21 protein-coding genes are annotated in these 26,905 nt (G+C 69.5%); 9 read left to right on the forward strand and 12 right to left on the reverse strand.

Features of this window, described 5'->3' with window-relative positions; translation table 11 throughout:
• Positions 1–6: 6 nt before the first annotated feature.
• The 3 genes from ABD366_RS32680 to ABD366_RS32690 form a co-directional block, all read right to left on the reverse strand.
• Positions 7–2,370 (reverse strand): molybdopterin cofactor-binding domain-containing protein, encoded by a 2,364-nt coding sequence (locus tag ABD366_RS32680; RefSeq protein ID WP_324770909.1) that lies wholly within the window; start codon positions 2,368–2,370, stop codon positions 7–9.
• Between the two features lie 113 nt (positions 2,371–2,483).
• A complete protein-coding gene (locus ABD366_RS32685) occupies positions 2,484–3,731 on the reverse strand; it encodes an oxygenase MpaB family protein (RefSeq protein ID WP_324770907.1) in 1,248 nt (415 codons plus the stop codon).
• A 41-nt stretch (positions 3,732–3,772) separates the two neighbouring features.
• On the reverse strand, positions 3,773–5,008 hold the full coding sequence (locus tag ABD366_RS32690) for an oxygenase MpaB family protein (protein ID WP_324770906.1): 1,236 nt from the start codon (positions 5,006–5,008) through the stop codon (positions 3,773–3,775).
• Between the two features lie 133 nt (positions 5,009–5,141).
• Between ABD366_RS32690 and ABD366_RS32695 the strand changes: the two genes are divergently transcribed.
• On the forward strand, positions 5,142–5,795 hold the full coding sequence (locus ABD366_RS32695; protein ID WP_324770905.1) for a TetR/AcrR family transcriptional regulator: 654 nt from the start codon (positions 5,142–5,144) through the stop codon (positions 5,793–5,795).
• A gap of 67 nt (positions 5,796–5,862) precedes the next feature.
• Here ABD366_RS32695 and ABD366_RS32700 read toward each other — a convergent pair whose 3' ends face one another.
• From ABD366_RS32700 to ABD366_RS32715, 4 genes are all read right to left on the reverse strand, one after another.
• Positions 5,863–6,750, reverse strand: a complete 888-nt coding sequence (locus tag ABD366_RS32700; protein ID WP_324770904.1) for a DUF4231 domain-containing protein — start codon at positions 6,748–6,750, stop codon at positions 5,863–5,865.
• Positions 6,751–6,756: 6 nt separating this feature from the next.
• The gene (locus ABD366_RS32705) at positions 6,757–10,764 is read right to left on the reverse strand and encodes an nSTAND1 domain-containing NTPase (RefSeq protein WP_324770903.1); all 4,008 of its coding nucleotides are present in this window, start codon (positions 10,762–10,764) and stop codon (positions 6,757–6,759) included.
• On the reverse strand, positions 10,761–11,306 hold the full coding sequence (locus ABD366_RS32710; protein ID WP_324770902.1) for a hypothetical protein: 546 nt from the start codon (positions 11,304–11,306) through the stop codon (positions 10,761–10,763). Before ABD366_RS32710 ends, ABD366_RS32705 begins: the two co-directional genes overlap by 4 nt.
• A 630-nt stretch (positions 11,307–11,936) precedes the next feature.
• Positions 11,937–12,308, reverse strand: coding sequence for a winged helix-turn-helix transcriptional regulator (locus ABD366_RS32715; RefSeq protein ID WP_324770901.1), 372 nt, complete (start codon positions 12,306–12,308; stop codon positions 11,937–11,939).
• Between the two features lie 79 nt (positions 12,309–12,387).
• On the opposite strand from ABD366_RS32715, the gene ABD366_RS32720 reads away from it, so the two are divergent.
• Together ABD366_RS32720 and ABD366_RS32725 are read left to right on the forward strand one after the other, a co-directional pair.
• A complete protein-coding gene (locus ABD366_RS32720) occupies positions 12,388–12,798 on the forward strand; it encodes a RidA family protein (RefSeq protein ID WP_324770900.1) in 411 nt (136 codons plus the stop codon).
• A gap of 227 nt (positions 12,799–13,025) precedes the next feature.
• Complete coding sequence (locus ABD366_RS32725; RefSeq protein WP_324770899.1) at positions 13,026–14,303, forward strand: hypothetical protein; 1,278 nt, start codon at positions 13,026–13,028, stop codon at positions 14,301–14,303.
• Between the two features lie 75 nt (positions 14,304–14,378).
• Here ABD366_RS32725 and ABD366_RS32730 read toward each other — a convergent pair whose 3' ends face one another.
• Both ABD366_RS32730 and ABD366_RS32735 read right to left on the reverse strand, forming a co-directional pair.
• Complete coding sequence (locus ABD366_RS32730) at positions 14,379–15,287, reverse strand: serine hydrolase (protein ID WP_324770898.1); 909 nt, start codon at positions 15,285–15,287, stop codon at positions 14,379–14,381.
• Positions 15,284–16,210, reverse strand: coding sequence for a LysR family transcriptional regulator (locus tag ABD366_RS32735; RefSeq protein ID WP_324770896.1), 927 nt, complete (start codon positions 16,208–16,210; stop codon positions 15,284–15,286). The genes ABD366_RS32730 and ABD366_RS32735 overlap by 4 nt, the downstream gene beginning before the upstream one ends.
• A 224-nt stretch (positions 16,211–16,434) precedes the next feature.
• Here ABD366_RS32735 and ABD366_RS32740 point away from each other — a divergent pair, with 224 nt between their 5' ends.
• Positions 16,435–17,421: an MBL fold metallo-hydrolase gene (locus ABD366_RS32740; protein WP_344442978.1), complete on the forward strand. Its 987-nt coding sequence runs from the start codon at positions 16,435–16,437 to the stop codon at positions 17,419–17,421.
• Positions 17,422–17,519: 98 nt separating this feature from the next.
• Positions 17,520–18,251: a HisA/HisF-related TIM barrel protein gene (locus tag ABD366_RS32745; RefSeq protein ID WP_324770894.1), complete on the forward strand. Its 732-nt coding sequence runs from the start codon at positions 17,520–17,522 to the stop codon at positions 18,249–18,251.
• Between the two features lie 149 nt (positions 18,252–18,400).
• Here ABD366_RS32745 and ABD366_RS32750 read toward each other — a convergent pair whose 3' ends face one another.
• The 3 genes from ABD366_RS32750 to ABD366_RS32760 form a co-directional block, all read right to left on the reverse strand.
• A complete protein-coding gene (locus ABD366_RS32750; RefSeq protein WP_324770893.1) occupies positions 18,401–19,339 on the reverse strand; it encodes a hypothetical protein in 939 nt (312 codons plus the stop codon).
• Between the two features lie 24 nt (positions 19,340–19,363).
• Positions 19,364–20,347, reverse strand: a complete 984-nt coding sequence (locus ABD366_RS32755; protein ID WP_324770892.1) for a squalene/phytoene synthase family protein — start codon at positions 20,345–20,347, stop codon at positions 19,364–19,366.
• A 213-nt stretch (positions 20,348–20,560) separates the two neighbouring features.
• Positions 20,561–21,595, reverse strand: a complete 1,035-nt coding sequence (locus tag ABD366_RS32760) for a LacI family DNA-binding transcriptional regulator (RefSeq protein WP_324771042.1) — start codon at positions 21,593–21,595, stop codon at positions 20,561–20,563.
• Between the two features lie 520 nt (positions 21,596–22,115).
• Here ABD366_RS32760 and ABD366_RS32765 point away from each other — a divergent pair.
• The 4 genes from ABD366_RS32765 to ABD366_RS32780 all read left to right on the forward strand — a co-directional run bounded on the left by ABD366_RS32765 (position 22,116) and on the right by ABD366_RS32780 (position 26,878).
• Positions 22,116–23,393: an ABC transporter substrate-binding protein gene (locus ABD366_RS32765; RefSeq protein WP_411293761.1), complete on the forward strand. Its 1,278-nt coding sequence runs from the start codon at positions 22,116–22,118 to the stop codon at positions 23,391–23,393.
• An 87-nt stretch (positions 23,394–23,480) separates the two neighbouring features.
• On the forward strand, positions 23,481–24,482 hold the full coding sequence (locus ABD366_RS32770; protein ID WP_411293760.1) for a carbohydrate ABC transporter permease: 1,002 nt from the start codon (positions 23,481–23,483) through the stop codon (positions 24,480–24,482).
• Between the two features lie 15 nt (positions 24,483–24,497).
• On the forward strand, positions 24,498–25,418 hold the full coding sequence (locus tag ABD366_RS32775) for a carbohydrate ABC transporter permease (protein ID WP_324770891.1): 921 nt from the start codon (positions 24,498–24,500) through the stop codon (positions 25,416–25,418).
• Positions 25,419–25,480: 62 nt separating this feature from the next.
• On the forward strand, positions 25,481–26,878 hold the full coding sequence (locus ABD366_RS32780; RefSeq protein ID WP_324770890.1) for a GH1 family beta-glucosidase: 1,398 nt from the start codon (positions 25,481–25,483) through the stop codon (positions 26,876–26,878).
• Positions 26,879–26,905 lie beyond the last annotated feature (27 nt).

The raw sequence follows: 26,905 nt of genomic DNA on the forward strand, positions 1-26,905 counted from the left end.
CGCGCCTCAGATTGCGTGGTCGAGGCCGTCGGCGGGGGAGGCGGGGACGGGCGGGACGGTCGGCTTGGGGGTGAAGGAGAGCGTGGCGTGGTTGATGGGGAAGGAGGTGGGCATGGAGCCGGTGGCGCGGCCGTAGGCGCAGGCGACCGCGGCCATCGACGCGGCGACGCCGAGTTCGCCGGCGCCGCCCGGCTTGTCGGTGGTGGGCGGCATGACGATGATCTCCAGCTCGGGCGGTGTGTTCCACTGCCGCGTGTAGAAGTAGTTGTCCCAGCTGGCCTCCAGGAAGTACCCGTCGCGCAGGTGCAGGCTGGAGGTCAGGGTCTGGGCGATGCCGTCCATGAGGCAGCCCATCATCTGGGCCTCCAGACCCCGGGGGTTCACGGCCAGGCCGACATCCACCGAGCAGACCGCCTTGGTGACCCGGGGGCCCGCGACTCCGTCCCGGATGGGGCGGTCGACCGTCTCGGGGCGGCAGTCGATCTCCACCAGGACCGCACTGGTGGCGTGGTACTCGGAGTGGAGCGCGATGCCCTGGGCCGTGCCGTCCGGCATCGGCCGGCCCCACTGCCCGGCCTCGGCGACTTTCTCCAGGACGGCCTTCGACCGGGCGTCCTTGAGGCGGTCGAGCCGGAAGCGATAGGCGTCCTGGCCTGTCTTGGCCGCCAGCTGATCGATGAGGAGCTCGCGGGCGCAGGTCACGTCGGGGGAGTAGACGTTGCGCATGCTCCCCGTGTTGAAACTCTTGTCGGTCTCGTTCAGCAGGCGGCTGTAGACGCCGACGTTGTAGGGCATCGACTGCGAGAGCTGGAAGAACGTCTCGGAGAAGGTGAGATCGGCGACGGGCAGTTTCGCGGCCATGGCGGTGAGGAGCTCGCCGAAGCCGTGGCCGAGGTCGGTGGCGACGCTGGTGTGGCGTTGGGTGTAGCCGAGGACGGTGGGGCCGAGGTGGGCGATGCGGACGCGTGAGGTGGCCATGGGGTGGACGCGTCCCTGACGGGTGTCGTCGGCTCGGTGCCACATGAGCTTGACGGGCTTGCCGATCTTCTGCGAGATCTCGGCGGCTTCCAGGGCGGCGTCGAAGAAGAGTTTGCGCCCGAAGGAGCCGCCGCCTTCGGTGACGTGCACGGTCACCGCGCCGAGGGGCAGCTTGAGCCGCGCGGCGATCATCTCCCGGGCGACGATCGGCGCCTTGAGGCTGGACCAGATCTCGGCCCGGTCGTTGCGTACGTCGGCGATGGCGCAGTTGGTCTCCAGAGCGCTGTTGCCGCGGAAGTGGAAGGTGAACGTCGCGTCCACGCTCGGCGTCAACGGCGGCAGGCCCATGGGGAGTTCGGCGGCCCGGAGCTCTTTGAGGACGGTCGCGTCGGATTTGCCTTCGGCGGTGCCCGGCTTCCAGGACACGCGCAGCGCGCGTACGGCGTCGATGCACTGGCCGAAGGTCCGGGCGCGGACCGCGACGCCGGTCGAGACGACCGCGACGTCCGTGACGCCGGGCATGGCGCGGACCTCGTCGGCGTTGGCGACGGAGCGGACGGTGCCGTTGAGTGTCGGCGCCCGGCATACCATGGTGGGGGCGGCGTCCGGGACGGCGAGGTCCATCGTGAACTTCTTGCGTCCGGTGACCGCGTCACGGGCGTCGATACGGCCCCGCGGTGTGCCGATGACGGTGAACCGGCCCGGTTCCTTCAGGTCGGCGGTGACCGCCCGCGTCTGTGCGCTCGCGGCCTTCTCGGCGAGCTTGCCGATCTCTACGGTCCTGCCCGTGGGGCCGGTGATGACGCCCGCCTTGAGGCTGAGGTCGGTGACGGCGGCTCTGAGTTCGGTCGCCGCGGCCTCCAGGAGGCGTCCTCGGGCGACAGCGGCGGCGACCCTGATCGGCGTATAGGTCGAGAGGGTGGTGTTGGAGGCGCCGGTGAGCTGGTTGAAGAGGAGCTCCGGGCGTGCGTCGGCCAGGGTGACCCGGACCCGGTCCAGTGGTACGTCCATCTCCTCGGCGATCAGCATGGCGGTGGAGGTGGTGATGCCCTGGCCCACCTCGACCCGCGGCAGCGCGAAGGAGACCGTGCCGTCCTCGTTCACCTGGACCGTGATGAGGCCGGAGGTGGGCAGGGCCGCCAGGGTCAGCACGTCGTTGAGGTCGGCCAGTTCGGTGATGTCCGCGGAGGGGATGCCATCGGAGGGGCCACCCGCGGAGCCGAGCTCCGCGGAGAGGTCTGCCGGAGTGGTTCCGGCCGTGGGAGCGTCGGCCGCGGCCGGGCGGGCGGGGAGGAGTTCGGCGGCGGTCATCAGGGTGGGCGCGGCGAGGACGTAGCCGAGGAAGCGGCGTCGGCCCGGGTCGGGGCGGGGTGGTCCGGTCGGTGTGTCCATGGGGGCGGCTCGGCTCCTCGTACGGGTGGGGGCGGGTGAGCTGGGGCGGGGTGAGCAGAAGCGGACGAGGCGGCCAGGGGCGGCTGCGTATCGCCACCCCTGGCACGTACCGGTCACGTAGGACGGTTCATGTCCGGGATGTTGATCGCGATCCGCTGCCCCTCGGCGAGGAAGAGCAGGACGAACCGGCGCAGTGCCTCTTCCAGGGTCCACATCACGCTCGGGATGCCCGGAAGCGATATCAGGCCCTCGCGGAACGCGACGAGGAGCGGCCAGGCGGTCGCGACCAGTGGCTTCAGGATCGGCTCTCTGGAGAGGCCGATCATGTCGCCGATCTTGTCGTTGAGCGTGTACCGGGAGAACGCGCTGATCAGGGGGCGGGTGAGGCCGGCGTCGAGTTCGGCCACGATGTCGAGGAGGACGTCGGCGAGCGCCTCGCCCTCCTTCGTGTGGGCCAGGACGGGGTCGAGTACCTGCTTGGACTGGGCCTGCGCCGCGTCCCAACTGGCCGGGATGTACTCGTCGTCGACGCCGAGCATGGCCGCGCTCACCTGCCATACGTGCAGATATGCGTCCGCGTCGGCCGTGGGGACCCGCACCCCCCAGTCTTTTAGCTTGCGCATGACAAACGTGGCCAGGCTGTGCCAGGTCACCATGATGTCCGCCTGGCTGATGGGGATCTGCTGGCCGTCGCTGACCTGGCTCCAGCCCGGGGACTTCGGCAGCAGATGCCGTACCGCCGCGTGCACCATCCGGGTCTTCACGGCGGTCACGATCATCGAGCCCTGGGGCTTGTAGGCGTCCAGGTCCCCGATGTCGTAGCCGAGTTTCGCCGTCTTGGCGACCCGGTCCTTCATGTCGGCGCCGCCCTTGGAGTAGTACACGGCGCGCGCCTCGCGGGGGATGGCGGTGCTGATCAGGCCGCTGCCGAGGCCGTACAGCGCCCCGACGTAGATCCCTTTGGTCGTGTTGAACCGGGCGCCGCGGTCGAGCTTCGCCGTGTCCGCCCAGGCGGGCAGCTGGCGGGCGGACTCCATGAACTCCCGTACGTCCGCGGGGAGTCCGCCGGGAAGGGGCTGGTCGTTGCGGGTCCACTGCTTCAGCAGCTCATTGACCCTGGGTACGTCGCCACGGTCGATCACGGCGGCGAGGACCGGGTCGGCCTGCTCGTCCCACACCCACTCGGGGTCGATCCCCGCTCCGGCGCCCGCCACCGACATGCTCGGCGACCAGGTCCACAGGGGCCTGGCGGCTGCCGGGCCCGCCGCACCCAGCGCACCGAAGGCGCCGAGGGCTCCGCCCGCCAGGAGCATCTTGCGTCTGCTGAACCGGTTGTCCGATCCGTTGCTCAGCTCGTCCATTGGTCTGAACTCCTTGTCAATGGTGGTCAGGTGATGCGAGGTCAGTTGGAGCCGGGCCGGTTGGTGTCGGGGATCTCGATGCGGGTTCCCCTGCCCTTGGTGAGGTAGAAGAGGATGTACTGACGCACGGCCTCGTCGACCGTCCAGGCGAGCGGCGGCACCAGGGGAAGCGAGATCAGCCCCTCGCGGAAAGCGACCAGCTTTGGCCAGACGAGCTCGATCGTCTTCTCCCAGAACGGCTCCTCGGGAATCCGGTCCATGTCGGCGACCCGGTCGCCGACCAGGTACCGGGCGAACGCGTTCACGAGCGGGCGGTCGACGCTTCCCGGACTGGTCTGTTCGGCGAGCTGGCCCAGCAGGATGTCGGTCAGCTCGACGCCCTCCCTGGTGGAGGTCAGGATCGGGTCGAGGACCTGCTCCGACTGGGCGTTCGCCGCATCCCAACTGACCGGGATGTACTCGTCGCGGACCCCGAGCATGTGCGCCGTCACCTGCCACACATGGAGGTATGCCGCCTTCTCGGCGGAGGTGACCGGGACCTTCCACTCCAGCAGCTTCCGCATGGCGTACGTGGCCAGGCTGTGCCAGGTCACCAGGATGTCGGCCTGGCTGATCGGGATCTTCTGGCCGCCGCTGACCTGAGCCCAGGCGGGGGACTTCGGCAGCAGATGCCGTACCGCCGCGTGCACCATCCGCGTCTTCACGGCCTGCACGACGCAGTCCCCGTCGGCCCGATACGCCTTGAGATCGCCGACGGCGAAGCCGAGCAGGCTCGTTTTGGCGACGCGGTCCTCCATGTCGGCTCCGCCCTTGGAGTAGTAGACGGAGCGGGCCTCCCTCGGGATGGCGGTGCTCAGCATGCCGCCGCCGATTCCGTTGAGAACGTTGAGGTACAGGCTGCGGCCTTCGCTGAACTCCGCCGCCGCCTCCAGCTTCGTCCGGTCCGCCCAGGCCGGCAGCCGACTCGCCTGCGCCATGAACTCCCTTACGTCGTCGGGGAGTCCGGCCGGCGGGGCCTGGTCGTTGCGGGTCCAGGAGCGCAGCTGCTCGTTGACCCTGGGTACGTCACCACGGTCGATCACGGCGGCGACCAGCCGGTCGGCCTCGTCGTCCCAGACCCACTCCGGGTCGACACCGGCTCCCGTGCCCGCGACCGAGGCGCCCGGCGGCCACGTCCACAGAGACCTGGCACGGGCCGGTGCGACCGCGCCGAGCGCCCCGAAGCCCCCCAGAGCCCCTCCGGCCATCAGTATCTTGCGCCTACCGAGTCCGTCCATCGCTCTGAACTCCTCCTCGAGTCCAACCTGTTGGCGGTTTGGTACGATGAAACACGTCAAGCATCTCTGTATCAACAGGGGAGCACAGGCACAGCGTGAACGCCAGAGGCTCCACGGAATCTGGGAGGCGGAAGTGGAACCTTCGGTGCTGGAGCTGGCGTTCGGCGACTCCGTCGGCTCCGTCGAGGAGGCCGACCCGGACGACGAGGTCGCGGCGCGACTGCTCGACGCCGCGTTCGAGCAGTTCTGCCGGATGGGGATCAAGCGGTCCACCATGGCCGACGTCGCGCGGATCGCGGGGGTCGCCCGGATCACCGTCTACCGCCGGTTCGCCACGAAGGAAGCGCTGGTGGAGCAGGTCGTACGGCGTGAGTTCCGGCGCTACTTCGACCAGTTCAGCGTCGAGATCCAGGCCGCCGGGACCGTTGCCGACCGGGTCGTCGTGGGGTTCGTGAGCTCCCTGCGCGCCATCCGGCACAACCGCCTCATCGGCGGCCTCATGACCGTCGAACCGGACACCGTCATCCCGTCCATGACCGGTGACGGCGGCCGCACCCTCTTCGTCGTGCAGCAGTTCGTCGCCCAGCGGCTGCGCCAGGAGCAGTGCGCCGGCCAGGTGGCGGCCGAGGTGGACGTGGACGTCGTGGCCGAGATGATGGTCCGCGTCTGCACGTCGTTCCTGGTCGTGCCCAGTCATGTCATCGATCTCGACGACGACGAGCGGATGCGCGCGGTGGCCAGGCAGTTCCTCGTCCCGATGCTCGGGCCACCGCCCCATCGCCCCTGACCGGCCGATGAGTTGGTCACTTCCGGGTGGCCGCGGTGACGCTACACGTTCTGGATCAGGTGCCCCCTCATTCGACGGCCCACTTGGCCATCCAGCCCTTGTTCAGAGTGGAGATCACCGCCTCACAGTGCGCGACGAACGCGTCGTCCGCGGCCTGGCCCGGCCGGTCCTCCACGAGCCGACGCTCCAAGGCGCGCCCCAGGGCATCGGCCGTGGCCGCGAACTCGATCTCCTGATAGGCATAGTTGGCGGCCAGGGCATACGCGCCGAGTGCGGTACCGGCCGTGGCGGCGATCGCCACCCACGCGGCGATGCGCTCCACACCGAAGGCGCCCGAGAAGGACCCCAGCAGCACACCGGCCGTGCCCAGGGCTAGTTCGGCCCGGCGCAGCGCCGTGACCCGGCGCCCCATCTTCTCGGCGCGCGGCACGTAGTACGTGTCGATTTGCGGCCGGATCCATTTGTCGATGTAGGTGGGGACATCCGACACGGCGGGCAGCGCACGGACGACAGGCCGCAGGCCGACGGTGTACGGCACGAGCCGGGCCGCGTCCACGCGCAGCGCCTCCAGCCGTTCGTAGAGGACACGAGGGGCGTCCGGGCCCCGGTAGGGCGTGACGCCGGCGAGCCGGACGTACACCTCGCTCTTGATCGCCTCGCTGGTCATGCGGAGACGGATCCAGTCGCGTACCGGGCCCGGGCCGGCGATGCGCGCCACGAAAGGCGCGAGGCCTGTCACGGATGCCGCCGCGAAGGCCAGCGTCTTTCCCGGTGCGGGGTGAGCGTCCATCGTTTGTGAGGCGGCCATGCCGAGAACGGCTCCGGCGAGGCCCAGCAGCAGGGCGGCCCCGCGGGCCCGGTCGATGGAGGCCTTGAGCCGGTCGGCGGCCTGGGACCAGATGCTCTGCTGGTCCCAGGCGCGCGCGGTGGTCTCGTCGGTGAATGGGGTGGCCATGGCCGGTCAGTAGTCGGCGGCCGGCGCGTGCGGGGGAGCGCCCTGGCCGGCGGGCAGATTCGGACAGGTCCGTTCGTAACGCTTCTGCGGGATGTACTGACGCCACTCCGCCGCCGTCAGGTTGCGGTTGACCACACGGCAGGACGCGCCCACCCAGTCCGTGAAATCGCGGTCCCACAGGCGAGCCGTCCCGTCGGCGCCCGCCGAGGCGAGGAACCGGCCGTCCGGGCTGAACGCGACTCCGTAGACCTCGCCCCGGTGGCCGGTGAGGGGGAATCCGGCCGTTCGCCCGGTACGCACGTTCCACATCCGCACGGCGCCGTCGTCCCCGGCGCCCGCGACCAGGCTGCCGTCCGGGCTGAAGGCCACATCCTCCAGCGTGCCGGTGCTGCCGGTCAGGGGGGCGCCGCGCAACCTACCGGAAGGCACGTTCCACAGCCGTACGGTGAGGTCGGCGCCCGCCGTCGCCACCAGCCGGCCGTCCGGGCTGAACGCGACGTCGTTGACGATGTTGGTGTGCCCTTCCAAGGAGGCTCCTCGGGGTGTGCGGGTGCGTACGTTCCAGAGTCGGCCGGTGGTGTCGTTGGACACGTCGGCCAGGAGAGCCCCGTGCGGGGCGTAGGCGACGCCGTTGACGGGTTCGTCATGCCCGCTGAGTGGTTTCCCGACAGCCCGGCCGGTGGCGGTGGACCAGATCCGCACCCGCGAGTCCATGGAGGCCGTCGCGAACTGCTTTCCGTCCGGGCTGAAGGAGACATCCCGCACTTGGGTGCTGCGTCCCGCGGTAATCCGCCGTACTGCCTTGCCCGAGGCAGATCTCCACAGGCGGGCGGTGCCGTCCGCTCCCACGGAGACGATGAGGTCTCCACGCGGGCTGAACGCCACCCGGTAGACGGGACCCGAGTGGCCCCGCAGGATCCGGGGAGCGCCTTCGCCCGCTCCCGTCCGCCACAGTCGTACGGTCCCGTCGTCCCCGGCCGTTGCCAGCAGTCGGCTGTCGCGGTCGAACGCCACAGCGTTCACGTCGGCGCGGTGGCCGGTGAGGGGCCGGGCGACCGAGTACGACTCGGCGACGCTCCACAGCCGGGCGCTCTTGTCCCAACTGCTCGTGGCCAGCCGCTTGCTGTCGGGAGCGAAGTCCACCTGATTGACCAGGTTGGTGTGTCCGGCCAGGGCCTGGCCGCGCGGCGTCCCGTCGCGGGCGCTCCACAGCCAGGTCGTGCCGTCACCCTCCGCGGTAGCCAGAAGACGTCCGTCAGGACTGTAGGCGACTGACCAGACGTCGTTTCCGTGACCGCTCAGATGCCACTTCTCGGGTCGCCCCGTCCGCACGTTCCACACCCGGGCGGTGCCGTCGGCGCTCGATGTGGCGATGGTCGCCCCGTCGGGGGCGAAGGCCACCCTGCGCAGCCAGTCCCGGTGACCGGTGAAGGTCCGCAATTGCTGGGGTGCGCCCTTGCCGACGCTCCACAGGCGGGCGGTCCGGTCCCAGCCGGCTGTCGCGAGCAGCCGCCCGTCGGGGCTGAACGCGACGCTGGTTGCCGCGTCGTCGTGTGCCCGCAAGGTCGCCTGCGTGCGGTGCGTGCGCACGTCCCAGAGGCGGACGGTGCCGTCGGATCCCGCTGAGGCCAGCAGGCGGCTGCGGCTGCCCGGGCGGAACTCCACGTCCGCCGCCAGGCCCTGGTGTCCCACGAGCGGTCGCCCCATGAGGCGCCTCGTGCGGACGTCCCAGAGGCGGATCGTGCCGTCCTCGCTGCCGGTCGCCAGCGTCGTCCCGGCCGGGGCGAACGCCACGTCCGTGACCGCGCCGCCAGGCACTCGCAGCGGCTTCCCCTTGGCGTCTCCGCCGGCGGTGTCCCACAGATGCACTGCTCCGTCATAGCCGCAGGTGGCGAGGGTGGTGCCGTCCGGGGCGAAGTCCACGCCCTGGACCCGGTCGGGATGCGGCAGGAGCGTGGATGTGTGGGTGAGCCGGGCCAGGCCGGTCACGAGTCCCCCGGGCGGCCGGGGCGTTGTGCGGTCCTGGTGCGCGACGCTCAAGCTCTGCAGGCCGACCAGGACGGCGACAGCGGGGCGGCTGCCCACCGCCGCGTCGGACTGGGCGCCCAGCCGGTCGGCCAGGGCGAGCCGGGCGCGGGACTGGGCGCGTTCGCTGTTCATGTAGGCCAGCGCCCCGGCGGTGAGGGCGAGGACCAGCAGGGCGACGAGCCCGGCCTTGAGCCTGCGTCGCCGGCGTTGCGACCGGGTCGCGAGGACGCGTTCGCGTTCGGCTAGGCTCCGGCTCTCGGCGACGAACCGTTCCTCCAGGGGACTGAGTTCTTTCGGATGGTCCGCGGACCAGGTCGTGAAGGTGCCGAGCCGGCCGCCCCTGAGCAGGTACGACTCGTCGTACGCGCCGCGTTCCCAGTCGGCGGCGAGCCGCTCCAGCTCCGAGCGCAGGCGCAGGAAGTGGCGGGATTCCGCGATCTTGGCGTGCAGCGGAGGCCAGCGCCGCAGCAGTGCCTCGTGGGCGACTTCGTACGAGGGCTGCTGCCCGGGGACGGCGCCGCGAACGAGGAGGCGTGCTTCTGCGAACACGTTCATCACGGTGCGTTCATCCGCACTCAACGGAGCAGCGGGTACTCGTCTCGCGGAGGGTTCTTTGTCCCCGTCGACCGTGACGAGCCTGAGCAGCGCGGGCAGCACGGCCTCGCCCTGCCCCCGCCGGGTGAGTTCCTCGCGGAGCGCGTCGGCGCGGCGGCGCAGAGCTCCCTCGACCCCTCCCACAGCTTCGTAGTCCTCGACCGTCACGACGCCTTCGCGACCCACCCGCGCGTAGAGCGCACGCAGGGTGTACGCCAGGAGCGACAGGGCGTCCCCGCCGACTGTCTCGTCGACCATCCGTGCCGTCAGACCGGGGGCCAGGACGAGGCCCGCCTGCCGGGCGGGGAGTTCGATGACCTCGGGCAGACGGTCGCGGCTGAGCGGTTCGAGAACGAGGGGATCGTCGATGGCCTCGGTCAGGCCGGCCCGCTCGGGGCTGGTGGTCAGGAACTCGGAGCGCACGGTGGCCAGTACCCACAGAGGGCTCCCGGTTCCCAGCGCACCGGTCAGGAGGCGGAGGAAGGACTTCTGTTCCTCCACGCCTGTCAGGGTGAGGAGTTCCTCGGCCTGGTCGATGACCAGCAGCACGGAGCGGCCGGGAGCGGAGAGTGCCCCTTCTGCGTGTGCGACGGCACCCGCCAGCTCCACGAGCGCGGCGGAACCCTCGCCCAGCAGCCGCCCAGCGGTGGCGCCTTCGGCAGGCAGGCCATGCCCGACCAGGGCTTGGTGCAGGCTGTCGGCGAGCGCCGCGGTCGGCTGTCGCCCGGGGCGCAAGGGAGGCAGCACCACCCATCGGTGGTTGCTCAACCGAGGCAGGACACCGGCGTGCAGGAGGGAGGACTTGCCGCTGCCGGAGGGCCCGACGACGGCTACGAAACGGCCCGAGCCGTACTGCACGGTCGGTTGCAGCAGCTCCATGAGCCGCCCCGTCTCCGGCTCGCGACCGAAGAAGACGGCGGCGTCCTGCGGAGCGAAGGGCTCAAGTCCCGGATAGGGAGAGCGGGTTGCGTCCCAGGCGAAGGAGCCGGACGCATGGATCCCGGTTCGGCGCAGCCCGTTCAGCAGCCGGTCGAGAGCGGATTCCCCCGCGCGAAGGTCGACCCACTGCACATCCTCGAGGAGGCGCAGGCGTGGGGCATCGTCGAGGCGGACGGGAAAGACGGGAGAGCCGTGCGCGCGGGCGTGGCTCAGCTCCGCGAAACACCAGTGGGAGGCGGCGGAGGCTGCGCTCGCCAGATAGATCACCGCGTCGGCTCTGCGGAGCTGAGCGTGCAGTTCGCGCTCCCAGGAGCGCCCGGCCGGGATGCCCGCCTCGGGATCGATGTCGAGGAAGATCCCCTGGTATCCGGCTTCGGCGAGCCGGGCGGCCACCCTCAGCGCCACAACGCGGTCCTGGCTGCTGTGGCTGATGAAGAGGGTGGCGGTGCTCACGACGTCGGGATGGTTTTGTGCTGGAGGTACCACAGGTCGGTACCGGCGTCAGTTGTGGACAGCACCGATTTGCTGAGGTCGCGGTCGTTGTGGGTATACCAGTGCCCGTCGTCGTGCTGGTGCTTGTACGTGCACGTGTACGTCTCAGTCGTCCTCTTGTCCGGCGCGGCGGACGTCGAGCACTTGAACTTGTCCGGGGCGGCCAGATACTCCCACTTCTTGTTGTCGTAGTTCGGGTTCGGAGTCACATTGTTCCCCGCCAGTATCTGATCCAGCAGCATCACCGCCGGCCCGCCCACGGGGCCGTTGCAGAGGTATTCCTCCACGTCGAACCCCTGCCAGCTCTCCAGATAGCTGCACCTGATTTCGGCCGGAGGGTTGGAGTAGCCCGCTGCGAAATCGGCGAACGACCGGTTGTACTTTCCTTGCGGACGTTTCGCCGCAGCGTCCGTCCCAGTTGCAAGGGTCAGCCCGCCGCTCAACCCGCACACCACCATGAAAGCCAGAGCTGAATTCCGAAACTTTACCGTCCTCACGGTCATGAGATCCCCCTTGTCTCGAAGAGTGCTAAGTGAGCATGCGCACTGCAGCTCATCAAGAGAAAGAAAACGTTACTCTTTATAAATTTTTTATGTCAAGGGAAGGAGTGCCATTCTCTGCCGCGCGAAACGTACGGAGCAACACGCATGTCACCGCAGGCCTCGGGCGCACCGCTGACCTCTGACGACCTCTGACCGGGGTTCGCCGAGAGTATGCGTGCTCAGCACGTTGAGGACCGGAGCGCCAGCCATCTGTCGCTCAGGAGCAGGAATATGCTGCCGGAGCGCTGAAGGCACTGAATGCGTACGCATGGTGGGAGCGTCACTCCGGGCCCGGCAAGGAGGGGCCATGAGGGTTTACGAGGCTATCGTCAAAGATCTCGAGGGAATTGCTGTACGGACAGCCCTCGGCGGCGCCGGGGGAATTGGCCGACCTGATGCTGGCCTTGGAGGAGTCGCGGCTGATCCGGAACACTCATCACCCGTAACGAGGTGAAGAACTTCCGCCCCCTGCGGCTCGACGTGGCGCCGGTCCTGCCCGACCCCGTGCGGGTGGAGGAGATCGCGTCGGTGCCGGCGGTTCTCCACCGGCGATAGCGGAGGCCGCCTATGTGCTGACGAAGCCGGTAGGACTCAGAGAGTTGCCTCGTTTCGTACGTCGAAGGCTTCTCGGGCGCGTGTGATGGCGGGCATGTTGTGCGCGGCCCAGGCCAGCAGCACATCGACGGGAGGCCGCAGGGACTTGCCGAGTGGTGTGATCCGGTACTTGATCGCCACCGGGCGGGTGGAGACCACCTCGCGCTCGATCACGCCGTTCCGCTCGAGGCGCCGCAGGGTCGCGGTCAGGGACTTCTGCGTGACCTGCGGGATGGCACGGCGCACCTCGTTGAAGCGGCAGGGACGTTCGCACAGCTCACTGAGAACGGCCAGCGACCACTTGTCGAGCACTTGGTCCAGCAGTTCACGATGCGGCGCGGCGATGAGGAGGTCATCCCTGGTATCCATGGCGAAACCTGGTCTCGTTGAAGTGTCCTTCTTCCACTAAGTAGCTTACGGATACCTGAAGAAGAGGGAGCACGTACTGATGACTGTTCAGCGCTTCACCCCCAAAGGCATGCTGCAGCCGACTCCGTATCACCACGTGGCCGTGGGCACCGGAACGACGCACGTCCACGTCAGCGGGCAGATCGCACGCCGAGCCGATGGAACTCCGGTCGCACCCGGCGACCTGGCCGGGCAGGTCGCCCAAGCGCTGCGCAACACCTCCGTCGGGCTGGCCGGCGCGGGCGCGTCGTTCGCGGACGTGGTGCGCCTGACGTTCTACGTGACCCGGTGGAGCCCGGAGAGGATCGGCGACTTCATGGCCGGCGTGGAGGCCGTGGCCGAGGAGATCGGACTGCCGATGCCCATGCCCCCGGCCTCTCTCATCGGGGTCGAGTACCTCTTCGAGGAGGATGTGCTCGTAGAGGTCGAAGCGACCGCGCTGCTCGACTGAACCGTGAGGCGGAACTTCTGCCGCGTCGTCCCTCTATGACGCCCCGTCAGTCACCGTGTGCGCCGGACTCTGCTCGCACCTGTCGTCGGAACGACGGTCCGGGTCAGGGGCGGAATAGGCCCCTCCATGGGCATTTGCGGCCAGTTCCGGTCTCACGGCACCACCTCTGTGGCCGCTACATTCAAGCCCGAACGGACATGTACACGACCAGGGGGAAGTAAGCGATCATGCGTTCCATCAGACCCGCCGGCCGCATCGGCAGATCAACCATGGCGGTGACCGCCATGGCGGTCACCGTGGCGGTCACCGCCATGGGCCTCACCGCCTCGTCGGCTGCTGCAACAGCCACCGACACGACGGCGCCCCAGCCCGGCGACACCTGTACGGCGGCCGACCTCGGCACACGCCACCCATACATCAAGAGCACCGAAGTGTCCCCGGCTATCACCCACTTCAAGGGCTGGTACGTCACCGAGGGCTCGACCGGCGACCAGACCATCACCACCAGCACCGAGACCACCATCTCGGTCTCCGTCGGCCTCGACGGCAACGTCGAGGGCAGTTTCGACGCCGAGGCACTCGGCAAGGTCGGCGCGAAGCTTGGCCTGAGCGTGAAGGTCGAGTACTCCTCCACCAGCAGCGTGTCGAACGTGGTCAAGTGGAACTTCAGTCAGCCCGGCTACTACGGCGTCTACAAGGGCACCAAGAAGGTCACCGGTACGTACGCGAGCCTCAACTGCAACCGCGTCCAACAGGGCGACGGCAGTTGGGTGTTGAAGTGGACCGAAGGGCCCGGCGGCGGCGGTTTCACCACCTACACCACCCTTGAGGAAGGCGCGGTGCGCTGCCAGGACAACGTGCCCGCAGACAGCATCATGGCCAAGGCGCAAGACCTTCTGGACTGCGGCTCGGCCGCCGCGAAGGCCGAGCGGCCGGCGGGTGCGGTGGCGCCGACGGCGAAGCAGAAGCGGGACCGCCTCGTGCAGCGCCCAGCTCTCGCCGGCGGCATGCCCGCCGAACAGCCCAAGGCCACCGTGCGTAGCGCGCGGGCCGCTCTCGACTGCGAGCCCACCACCTACAAGATCGCCGTACCCGGCAAGCCCCTGTCCTGGGGCGCGCCGCTCCTGGCGGACGACGGTGTCCGCCTGCGGCCCTCGACGATCTTCAGCGCCCACCTGGACAACTGGCGCCTGTGCAACGTGACGGAGCACGACGGCGTCCTCGAGGCTTCCTTGTGGAACTGGGGCAACGGTGGGTGCGCGACCATCGCCGAGCAGAACGCGGCCACCGAACGGGCGGTCCTGACGACGGTCACCTGCACGGAGGACGACCTCCAGCGGTTCTACATCTACCGCGACGTACCCGGCAGTTCGAAGATCGGTGTGCAGAACAAGTACACCGGCTCCATGATGGGCCACGACCGGTACGCGGACGGGGAGTTCATACGGCAGTACTCCGGCGGCAGGCAGGACGGAACGGGTACGTACACCCTGACCGGAGTCTGACGGCGCACGCCCCGTGAGCGCCCCGCACGTGAACCGGCGACCTCCCGGTTTCGTGCGGGGTTCTCCGACCATGCGTCAGGCGTCCCCTCTCAGATACTCCACGGCTCTGCGTGCTGCGGCGCCGATCACCGCGTCCGCGCGAGGGAGACTGCGGTCGGCGCGGGCGGCTTGGGTCAAGACGACAGCCGTGTAGGTGTGGCCGTCGGCGAATCGCACCATGCCCGCTTCGTGGCGCATGGCACCGAACGTCGCGGTCTTCCCGTACACCGCTACGTCGTCGTAGGGGAAGCCCGCCGCGAGCCGGTGCCGCCAGGGCTGGAGTTGCATGGTGCGGCGGATGAACGCGCAGCCGGCGGGGGAGGCCGCGGTGTCCGTCCAGATGCCGCGCAGCAGTCGCGCCATCTCGGCCGGGGTGGTCGAGGCCACCCAACTGGGGTCGTACACCCCGGGCGGCGCTGCCTGATCGTTGTCCGCGATCCGTGCCATCGCCGCGTCCACCGATGCGGCCCCCGTCAGTTCCATCAGCCGATCGAAGGTTCCCGCGGCACCGTTGTTCAGGCGCGTGCGTAGCAGGCCGAGTGCGCGGCAAGTGTCGTCGAAAGCTTCGGCGCCGACGTGGCGGAGCACCGCGTCGGCGGCCGCGTTGTCGGAGATGGCCATCATCATGACGACCAGGTCGCGCAGGGACATGGACACCTCGTCGCGCAGCTGTGAGATGCCGGTGGGTCCGGGCAGCCTGTCCTTGGGCGTGAGGGTGATCCGTTGCAGCGGGTCGAGGACGCCGGCGTCCACCTGTCTGCAGTACGCCACCATGAGGGGCACCTTGTAGAGCGAGCCCATCAGTACGGCCTCGTCCGCGTCGAGGGTGACCGCTGCCGTCGGCCGGTGCACCTCGGCCACATGAAGCAGGCCGCGGACTCCGGCGTCGTCGAACATGGCGCGAAGGGTGCGCCGGATCGCCCGGTCGGGGGCCGCCGCGCTCATCGGTCCGCCTCCCCGCCCGAGGGGTCGGAAGATGCCAACGCGTCGGCCATGATCTCGGCTGCTTCCGTGGCGTGTGCGGCGGCGAGCCGCCGGGCGTCCCACACCACGCGCAGTCGCAGCGGCAGCGACGGGTCGGTGGTCGGCCGCCTGACGACACCCTCCGCCGAGAGCGCCGGGTCCGCGGTGACGAGCATGGCCTGACCGGCGGCGACCAGCGCCAGCCCCGCGCGTTCGTCCGATATCACCACCGTCTCGACGCGACGGCCCTGCCCCGCGAGCGTGTCCAGGAACAGGTCGTGCGCTGCGGGCGCTTCGGCACGCGGCCGGACGGCGTAGGGCCAGGAGCGCCCTGCCTGAGGTCTGTGCCCGGCGTCCGACGGCGAGGAAGCTGCCGCCCCGGGGCCGGCCCCGCCGTCCGGCTCCAGCAGCCACGTCGGCAGCAGCGTCACGGGTCCCGCGGACAGGCCGTGCAGGACGACGGGGTGCCGGACGACGGCCAGGTCGAGCCGTCCCGCGGAGACGTCCGTCAGCAGCGTCGCCGTCGGAGCCGTCACCACCGAGACCCTGGCCCGCAGGCCGGCCCGGACGGGCGAGGCGGCGACGATCGCGCCGAGCCGGGGAGGCAGTTCGGGCGGCAGACCGATCCGCAGACGATGTCCGTCGGCGCTCTGCCTGGCGCCCGTCTCCCGCAGTTCGGCCAGTGCGGAAAGTGCCCGGCGTGCGTGCGGGAGCAGCGCTGCGCCCTCATCGGTGAGAAAGACGCCGCGTTCCCGGTCGAACAGTCGCACTCCCAAGAGCGCTTCCAGCCGTCGCAAGGCTTGCGAGAGGGGCGGCTGAGAGATGCCCACGCGCTGTGCGGCGTCGCCGAAGTGCCCCTCCTCCGCGATGGCGACGAAGATCTCCAGATGCCGCTCGGTCAGCATGGGGCCCCTGTGGTCTGCGGCGATATGCCGAATGAATCGACCGGTTGCCGAGAGTGTATTCGACACGGATGGGCCTGTGCGGTTTGACTCCTGGACTCAAGGCGCGGTCAGAACCGCGCAGTTGATGTCCCCAGCAGGTGAAGGAGTCCGTCATGTTCTCTCAGCAGTCTCAAGCCGCTTCGCGAGGTGTGAGCCGGCGCAACGTCCTGAGGAACAGCGTCGTCGTGGGGGCACTGGGAGTCGCGGGGGCACCTGGAACCGCGTCGGCCACCGTGCCGCTCGGCGGTTCGGTGCGCGACAACCGTCTCGGAGGCAGCGGCGTGAAACTGCGCTGGCTCGGCATCGCGGGCTGGGAGTTGAGCTTCGACGGCCACCGGATCCTGATCGACCCGTACCTCACCCGGCAGCCCTACACGGACTCGGCCGGTGCGGCCGATATGACGCGCAAGCTGCAGGTGAACCACAGAATCATCGACTGGGTGCTGCGCGAACACCTCACCTCGGCGCCCGAGTTCGTCCTCCTGACACACGGGCACTGGGACCACCTCGCCGACGTGCCGTACCTGCTGGATCACCCTGCCTGGCGTGACCAGGAGATCAACGTCCTGGGCACCGAGACGCATATGCACCTGCTGACCGCGATGGGCGTCCCCGGCACAGGGCGCAGGCACCGTCTGGTGACGGTGTCGGGGGAGGAGGTCCTGCGTCATCCCCTCCAGTCCTCCGACAAGCCGTCCCGCCCCGACTACACCATCGAGGTGGTGCGCAGTCTGCACAGTCAGCTCGGCGGCTACGGCTTCGACCCGTACGGCACCCTGACCGCGCCCCCGGCCCGGCCCCGGACGCTGGGGGATCTGGTGGAAGGCGGCACGCTGGGCTACCAGGTCACGGTGGGCGACCGGCTGAGCGTCATGTTCCTCAGCGGCTCGGCCAACTTCGCGGCCCGCGCGGTTGCCGGAGCCACCCCCGACGTCCTGGTGCTCGGAGCCAGCGGGCACGCGGCCGTCCACGACTACTTCGAGCGCGCCGTCGCCACTCTGGGCAGGCCGCCGGTGATCGTCCCGAGCCACCACGACGACCTGGTCACGGCCCTGGACGACCCTACGGTGCACGACACGGTGAACCGGCGCGTCGTCGACCGGCTCCAGCAGGTGCTCGGCGCCGACGGCCGCGTCCTGGACCCCCGCCACCTCGAACCGCTGGAACTCTGACTCCAGCGCCTTTGCCCGGAGCGCAGACGGTGCGGCCGACGGCTGAGACGATGTCGCCGTCGAGCCGCACCGAGAGCCGCGTCGACGGGAGCAGAGCTGTGTCCTTCACGGTATTTCCCTCGCTCCACCTCGACCGCGGTCAGGTCGTCCACCTGGTGGAGGACCAGCCGGTACCCGAGGCGGTCCAGACGGACGCGTTCGAGGTGGCCCTGCGCTTCCAGGGCGAGGGGGCACGCTGGCTCCATCTCGTCGCGGTCTCCGCACAACCCCACGACGCCGACTTCGACCTCGCCGAGCGCATCATCAGCACTCTCGACATCGACGTCCAGGCTTTGTTCTGCTCCGTGGCCGACCAGGACACCCTCCACCGTGCGCTCAGTACCCACTGCGCCCGGCTGAACCTGGGCAGCGCTGCCCTGACCGACCTCGACTGGTGCGCCGAAGCCATCGCCGAGCACGGCGAGCGACTTGGCGTCAGTACCCTCGTCCGCCCCACGCCGCAGGGCCCGCGTGTGGCGACGGACGGCGGAGAAGGCGACGTCGGCGACCTGTGGGAGATCATCGAACGTCTGGAGCACGCCGACTGCGCACGCCTGCTCGTGACCGACATCGGCAAAGAAGGCTCCCTGGCCGGCCCCAACCTCCCCCTCATCGAAGAGGTATGTGCCCGCACCGTCGTCCCGGTCCTGGCCGCCGGTGGGATCCGGCATCTGAACGATCTGCGCAACATTGCCGCCCTCGTTCCCCAGGGCGTGGCGGGCGCCGTCGTCGGCCGCGCCCTCTACACCGGCGGGCTGTCCCTGGCCGAGGCTCTGAGCGTCGCGGCGTAGGCGGCGGGGCCGCCGGCTCACTTATGAGTCGGCCCCCGCGAACTGCCGGGGCACCCTCGTCCCACCAAGTGGCGCCCGGACAGCACACCGCGGTCATAGGAACGGATCCGCTTCAGCCGCGGCCGGGCCCACGACGCGGCCGCGGTCTGTCAACGCCAGGCATACAGCACGGGCTTCAGCAGTTCGTTCGTGCGATCCTGGTCGGTCGGGCGCAGGCCGGACTCCGTGGTGTTCTTCCAGGACATGGAGACCATGGGGGTGTCGCCGTCACCGACGTCCACCTGGGACCCGGCGTACCGCTCACCGGCGGCGGTCTTGGCGCGCAGCTTCTCCGCGATCTTCTCGGCGGCGTCCTTCGACGTGCTCAGCACGCACATCTTCTCGGTCGAGGCGGAGTCATGGGCGCGCCCACCGATCCCGGCCAGGACGACGCCCTGCTTCCGGTACCCGGGGCGCTTCCCGTACAGGCCGGCCTCGTACACGTCGTCTCCGAGGCAGGCGATCACCGACTTGTACGCGGCATCGTCCGCGACGGAGCGCTCGGGCTTCTCCAGCGGGAGGACAGGGCCGCTGTCGAGCCACTTCGTGACGCGCACGGAACCGGACACGTCGAAGGTGGCCTGGCCCTCCTTGCTCAGGCGCACGCCACCGTCCCTGTCGGAGGACCGGTAGCCGTCCTTCTCCATGGCCTTGCGTGCCGCCTCCACATCGAACGCCCCCGTCAGCCGCTGCGCCCGGCCCGCGCCCACCATCAGCGAGGTGTCGACGTCCTTCGCGGAAAAGCCGTACGACTCCTTCACGGAGGCGGCGGTCGCGCGCCTGCCGCCCAGCTCCCAGACGCCGAAGTCGCCGAGCCCCGCGTACAGCGCCTTGTCCGCGGCGACGAGCCGACGCCCGGCCTTCACGTCGCGGTACGTCAGGGTCTGCTCGCCCGCCGACGCGGGGACGCCGGACAGCGCCGATGTGAGTCCGGTGCCTCCCTCGCCACTGCCGTTTCTGTCGTCACTCTCGGCTCCACAGGCCGCGGCACCCATGCCGAGCACCCCGGTGAGCACCAGCACTACGCACCTCTTCGTCACCATCCGCATACGCGGCAGTCTGGCAGGCGCGGATCACGTCCCGGCCACGACGGCGTCCTGCACCGGATCTTGTGGGGCGAGGGTACGGGTGCGTGACGCCGCCCGGTACTGGCGGATCAGTGTTCTCAGGACGGCAGGCAGTGCCACCTCGGCTCCTCCATCCGCAAGGTCGCCGCCCGCCTGCCGGACCGCGGCCAGTTTGAGGTGCTGAAGCCGGCACAACGCTGTGACGAAGGGCTGCGTTGCCGGGGCGACGAGTTGGGGCAGCCGGCCTGCCGCGCGGAGCTGGTCCTGTGCCAGGGCGGTCTGTTCCTGGACCAGCTCGGCCAGCGAGCGCCGGGTGCTGTCGGTGGGCTGGGCGATGTCGGCCACAGTCAGCTGATGCCGGTCGAGATCCTGCTGGGGGACACCGACCACGCCGTTGGCGGCGTCCTCCGCGAGGTCGTCGAGCCAGTCCACACGCTGCATCGACTCGATCAACGCTCGGCACCCTGCTTCGAAGGCGGCCTGATCGCCATGCGTGCCTCGTGTGCAGGCCGGGGCGACGAAGCCGGCCATGAGCATGAACGCGGGCAGCGAGTAGCCGGTGACGTACTCCTGCAACTGTTCCTCGGAGCGGAACCCCGTGTAGTCGACGTCCAGGTGCGCGCCGGTCAGGAAGGCTTCCACTCGCGGTCGCAGGCCGGGGTGGCGAGTGACGGTGTCGGCGAGCGTCCGGAGTGTGGCGTCGGTGCCGGCCGCCGGTTCGCCGAGTGCGGCACGGGTCGCTTCGGCCCATTGCGCCAGCGCGTTCTTGCGGTCGGCGGCATCCCCGGTGTCGATGAGTTCGTCGGTGGCGTGCATGAAGGCCACGGCGGCGATGACCGGCGGATGCAGGGCTGGAGGCAACAGGAGACGCACCGCCAGATACTCCTTCTTCGCGAAGGCCTTCACGAGGTCGCGTTGGCGGGAGTAGTCCGCGTGCAGGTCGGCGCGCCGGATTCCGGCAGCGCGCAGCGTCTTCTTCCAGGTGGGCATCGTCAGATCCTAAGAGGCCGTCGGACGGACAACGTCATGGCCGACCGCCGCGCATGTCCCAAAGCCGCCGGCGTGGGGTCCGGCAACGCCCGGTCCGTCGTCCGATCTCCTCTGTTCAACAGGGCAATCCTTATGCGAACCGGAAACCGGATGAAGGGCAGTTCCGACCGGGGACAAGTCGTCCCTGGCTCGGCCCCGGCCGACGGACCTGATTCACGACGACTCCCGCACCACCAGCTCCGTGTCGAGCACGAGCCGAGTGCGAGGGAGGGCCGGGTTCTCGATCTCGCGCAGCAGGGTCCGGGCGATCGTGCCGCCGATCTCTTCCGTGGGCTGGCGCACGGTTGTGAGCGGCGGGTTGGTGTGGCGGGCGAGGTAGGAGTCCTCGAAGCCGACGACCGAGACGTCCTGCGGCACGCGGCGTCCCTGGGCGCGCAGTTCGAGCAGGATGCCCGCGGCCATCAGATCGGAGGCGGCGAAGACCGCATCCAGGTCCGGGGCGCGTTCAAGTAGCGAACGCATCGCCTCGCGGGCTCCTTCCTCGGTGAAGTCCCCGACGGCGACCAGGTGGTCCCGGGCCGGTATGCCGGCCTGGACGAGTGCTTCCTGGCAGCCGTGCAGCCGGCTGCGGCCGACCTCCATGTCCTGAGGGCCCGCGACGGTGGCGATGCGGCGGCGGCCGCGGTCCAGGAGGTGGCGCACGGCGGCGGCGGCCCCGCCCCGGTTGTCGGAGCAGACGTAACTGAGCGGGTCGTCCTCGCGGCGGCGGCCCGCGAGGACGGTCGGCAGGCCGGCGGACTCCAACAGGCTCGGCAGGACGTCGTGTTCGTGCACCGAGACCAACAGGACGCCGTCGACCCGGCGTTCGGCGACGGACTGGGTGAGCTGGTCGCGTTCGGCCTGGTCGCGGACGAGCATCAGCTGGAGCTGGGTGCGGGTGTCGGCAAGCGCGGCGCTCACCCCGCGGATCACCGCCGAGAAGTAGGGCTCCGAGCCGAGCCGGCTCTCGGACTCGGGGATGACCAGGGCGACGGCGTTGGTACGGCGGGTGACCAGGCCGCGGGCAACGGAGTTGGGGACGTAGCCCAGTTCCGCGATGGCGGCGAGTACGGCCTCCCGCGCCTTCTCGCTGACGAGTTCCGAGCCGTTCACCACCCGGGAGACGGTGGTGCGTCCGACACCGGCCCGGGCGGCCACGGTCTTGATGGTCGGCCGGGAATCGGGCGCCGTGTTCTGTCCGCGGTCCAGGCGTGGGCCCTGTCCCCGGCTGTCGCTTCGCGGCTCTCGGCCTGCCGTCCGTTGTTCCCGGCTTCCGCTCCGCTCCCGGCCCGGCGCTTCTCGTGTGGTGTCGCCGCTCATCGTCCCGGATCCTCCCCTTCGCCTCCACGGCCGCCCTGGTGGGTGCCCGACCCTCCCGGCCTGCGCATTCTGCCAGTTGCCGTTCCGACTCTGCCCGCCCCGTGGCGCCTTCCGAAAGTTTTCGCCGATAACGAGGTGGAAACGAGCTCAATTCGACTTCTTGACACGGCAGTTGTCGGCCCGACAGTCTTCCCCCATCTAGTGGGCACGTTCCCACCAACTCTTCCGCAGGTCCTCCAGAGGCCCCCAACCATGTTCGTCGGCCTCCGGAAAACCCGCTCCGAGCTGGGAACTTGGCCATATCTGCCGCGGGCGGCCGCATGTCGGGCCGACTCGCGCCGTGGGGTGCGTCGGCGCCGTCTCAGGGAGGACGTTCATGCTCAAGGTCGAGCGAAAATTGCGTACAAGAATGACAGCCATGGTGGCCTGTACGGCGGCGGCAGCCTTGCTCTCGGGCTGCGGCGGAGACGGTGCGAGCGCCACCGGCGGCGGCGTCAAGGACGGCAAGGTCACCATCACCATGGGCCTGTACGGCGTGATGGGCTTCAAGGAGACCGGCCTGATCGAGAAGTACGAGAAGGAGAACCCGGACGTCACCGTCAAGGTCGAGGCGGCCGGTGACGAGCAGACGTACTACACCGCTCTGCAGACCCACCTGGCCAGCGGCTCCGGACTCAAGGACGTCCAGGGCATCGAGATCGGGCGGGCGAAGGAGATAACCGACACGCAGGCCGGCAAGTTCACCGACTTCGCGGGCACCAAGGGCGCCGACCACTTCCTGCCCTGGAAGCAGGCCCAGATCACCACCAAGGACGGCAAGGTCCTGGGCCTCGGCACGGACACAGGGCCGATGGCGGTCTGCTACCGCAAGGACCTTTTCGAGCAGGCCGGGCTGCCCACGGACCGCGAGGAGGTCGGCAAGCTGTGGGCGGGGGACTGGGCCAAGTACGTCGAGACCGGCGAGAAGTTCGCCAAGGGCAACAAGGACAAGAAGGTCTCGTACCTGGACTCGGCCTCCGGCCTGTTCAACGCCATGGTCTACGGCAACTCCGAGCAGTACTACGACAAGTCGGGCCAGCTGATCTACAAGACCAACCCCGCGATCAAGGAGGCCTGGGACCTCTCGTCCGAGGCCGCCAAGAAGAACCTGACCGCCAAGTTGCCGCAGTTCCAGCCCGGTTGGGACCCGGGTCTCGCCAACGGTACCTTCGCCACCACCGTCTGCCCGGCCTGGATGCTCGCGCACATCAGCGACAAGGCAGGCGACGCCAACAAGGGCAAGTGGGACGTCGCCAAGGCCCCCAAGGGCGCCAACTGGGGCGGATCCTTCCTCGGGGTCACCGAGAAGAGCCCGGTGAGGGACGAGGCCAAGAAGCTCGTCGCGTGGCTGACCGCCCCCGAGCAGCAGGCCTACCTCTTCGAGAAGCTGGGCAACTTCCCGTCCTCCAAGACCGCACTCGAGGACCCGAAGGTGAAGGACGCCACGTCGGAGTACTTCTCCGGCGCCCCGACCGGCCAGATCTTCGGAGCGGCCGCCAACGAGATCCCCGCCGAGCAGGTGCTCGGCCGTAAGGACGGCACCATCAAGGACGCCTTCTCGCAGGGCCTCCAGCTGGTCGAGAACGGCACGGCTCCGGCCCAGGCATGGAAGACCACCGACGAGCGCGTCAAGAAGGCCGTCGGCTGACGCGTACGGCACCGAGCGGGTGCGGCCGCATCACCGCCGGCCGCACCCGCCGCCTCGCTCACCCGCCCGCCCGACGGAAGGACCCCGGTGGCCACCTCCACCCAGCTCGGCTCGGACGCCGAGCCGCCCCCGACACACGGCTCACCCGTGCGTCCGGACGGTGCCGGCAAGGCCCGTTCGAAGGTTCCGCTGCTGCATCTCCTCGATGTGAAGGGTGCGCCGTACGCGTTCATCGCCCCCTTCTTCGTCATCTTCGCGGCGTTCAGCTTCTATCCGCTGATCTACACCGCCTGGATCTCCCTCCACCAGGTCGAGCTGTCCACCTTCGACGTCATGACCTGGCGGGGCCTGGACAACTACACGGCGCTGATCGCCGACGAACGGTTCTGGAACGCGCTGCGCAACACCATCACCATCGGTGTGATCTCCACGGTTCCGCAGCTGCTCATGGCCCTGGGCCTGGCTCATCTGCTCAACTACCGGATGCGTGCCTCGACCTTCTTCCGGGTCGCCGCCATCACCCCGTACGCCACCTCGGTCGGCGCCGCCGCGCTCGTCTTCACGATGCTCTTCCAGCGCGACTTCGGCATGATCAACTGGGGTCTCGGCCTGGTGGGCGTCGATCCGATCGACTGGGAGAACTCCACCGGGGCCTCCCAGACGGCCATCTCCTCGATCGTCATCTGGCGGTGGACCGGCTACAACGCCCTGCTCTACCTGGCCGCCATGCAGGCCGTGCCGCTGGAGCGCTACGAGGCCGCCGCCATCGACGGGGCCAACCGCTGGCAGCAGTTCCGCACCGTCACGGTCCCCGGCATCAGGGCGACGATCGTCTTCACCATCGTCCTCTCGACGATCGGCGCCACCCAGCTCTTCGGCGAACCACTGATCTTCGGCCAGGGCCCCAACGGCGTCACCGGAGGCATCAACAATCAGTACCAGACCCTCGGCCTGCTGCTCTACGAAGAGGGCTGGAAGAACTACCAGATGGGCCGCGCGGCCACCGTGGCCTGGGCGATGTTCCTGCTGCTCGTCCTCGTCTTCGTCCTGCAGCGCGTCATCTCACGCCTGCGCAACCGCACGCACTGACCGGGGAGTCACGCCATGACCACCGACACCGCTCCGGTCCTGACCGGCGCCGGGGGCCGCCGCGCCGTCGAGAGCTCAGCCCCCGCCCGCCGCAGACGCCTGAGGCAGGGCGCCGGCAAACAGCACCATGCGGGGCCTCTCGCCTACGTCCTGCTCGGATTCACCGCCCTGGTCTCGCTCTTCCCGCTCTACTGGACGCTGGTGGCGGCCTCCACCGACAGCAGCCGGATCTCGCAGACCCCGCCCCCGTTCCTGCCGGGACCGAACCTCTTCAGCAACCTCTCCCGGGCCTGGACCGAGGCCGCCATGGGCAAGGCGATGATGAACTCGCTGATCGTGGCCGGGACCATCTCGCTGTCCACCGTGCTCTTCGCGACCCTCGCCGGCTTCGCCTTCGCCAAACTGCGCTTCAAGGGCCGCAACGCCCTCCTCATGGTCGTCATCGCCACCATGATGGTGCCGCCGCAACTGGGCGTGGTCCCGCTGTTCATGATGATGAGCGACCTCGGCTGGGGCCAGCAGCTGCCGTCGGTCATCTTCCCCACGCTGGTCAGCGCGGTCGGCGTGTTCTTCATGCGGCAGTACTTCGCCGAGTCACTGCCCGACGAGCTCGTCGAGGCGGGCCGGGTCGACGGCGCGCACTCGCTGCGCATCTTCTGGTCCATCGTGCTGCCGATCGCCCGCGCCCCCATGGCCGTCATCTTCATGATCACGTTCGTCCACGCCTGGAACGACTTCTTCTGGCCGTTCATCGCCCTGGACATGACCAACCCGACCGTCCCCGTCGCGCTCACCCAGCTGAGCGCCGGTTACGTGCGCGACCAGTCCCTGATCATGGCGGGCGCGCTGCTCGGCACGCTGCCGCTCCTTGCGATGTTCGTGGTCTTCGGCCGGCAGATCGTCGGCGGCATCATGCAGGGCGCCGTGAAGGGCTGACCCACCGCGCCGCGCAGCAACTCCCGTATTACTACCGCCTGTTCGCCCCGGAGGAGCCCTCTATGTCATCCGCGCTCACGTTCCCCGCCGACTTCCTGTGGGGCACGGCGACCGCCTCGTACCAGATCGAGGGAGCCGCCCAGGAGGACGGCCGCACCCCGTCCATCTGGGACACCTACGCGCGCACCCCCGGAAAGGTCCTCAACGGCGACACCGGCGACATCGCCTGCGACCACTATCACCGCTGGGCCGAGGACGTCGACATCATGGCCGGCCTGGGCGTCAAGGCCTACCGCTTCTCGCTGGCCTGGCCCCGCATCCAGCCGACCGGCCGCGGTCCGGCCCTGCAGAAGGGCCTCGACTTCTACCGGCGCCTGGCCGACGCGCTGCGCGAGAAGGGCATCAAGCCGGTCGCCACGCTCTACCACTGGGACCTGCCACAGGAGTTGGAGGACCTGGGTGGCTGGCCGGTCCGGGAGACTGCCGAGCGGTTCGCCGAGTACGCGGCGCTCGCCGCCGAGGGCCTGGGCGACCACATCGACACCTGGACCACCCTCAACGAGCCCTGGTGCAGCGCCTTCCTCGGCTACGGCTCCGGCGTGCACGCCCCCGGCCGCACCGAGCCGGTGGCCGCCCTGCGCGCCGCCCACCACCTCAACCTGGGCCACGGTCTGGCCGTTCAGGCGCTGCGCTCGGAGCTGCGCCCGTCAGCCGAGGTCTCGGTGACGCTCAATGTGCACCACGTGCGACCGCTGACCGACGCGGCCGGGGACGCGGACGCCGCCAGGCGTATCGACGCGCTGGCCAACCGGGTCTTCACTGGCCCGATGCTGCGCGGCGAGTACCCGGAGGACCTGCTGAAGGACACCGCGCCGCTGACCGACTGGTCCTTTGTCGAGGACGGTGATCTGGCCGAGATCCACCAGCCGCTGGACTTCCTGGGCGTCAACTACTACTCGCCGACCCTGGTCTCCGAGGGCGACCCGGCGCACGGCAACGACGGCCACGGCGCCAGTGCGCACAGTCCGTGGGTGGGTGTGGACCGCGTCGCCTTCCACCCCACGCCCGGGGACAGGACCGCGATGGGCTGGACGATCGACGCCTCGGGACTCGAGGAGCTTCTGCTCCGCCTGAGCGGCGACCACCCCGGCCTGCCTCTGGTGATCACCGAGAACGGCGCCGCCTTCCACGACTACGCGGACCCCGAGGGCAACGTCAACGACCCGGAACGCATCGCCTACGTCCGCGACCACCTGGCCGCCGTGCACCGGGCGATGGCCGCCGGCGCGGACGTCCGCGGCTACTTCCTGTGGTCACTGCTGGACAACTTCGAGTGGGGCTACGGCTACAGCAAGCGCTTCGGCATGGTCCACGTCGACTACCCGACCGGCACCCGCACCCCCAAGGCCAGCGCCCGCTGGTACGCGAAGGTGGCCGCGACGGGGACGCTGCCGGTGTGAGCGCCCCGCGGTCCTCGTGACCGCGTC

The organism is Streptomyces kunmingensis, assembly GCF_039533535.1.
GTDB classification, from domain to species: Bacteria; Actinomycetota; Actinomycetes; order Streptomycetales; family Streptomycetaceae; genus Streptomyces; species Streptomyces kunmingensis.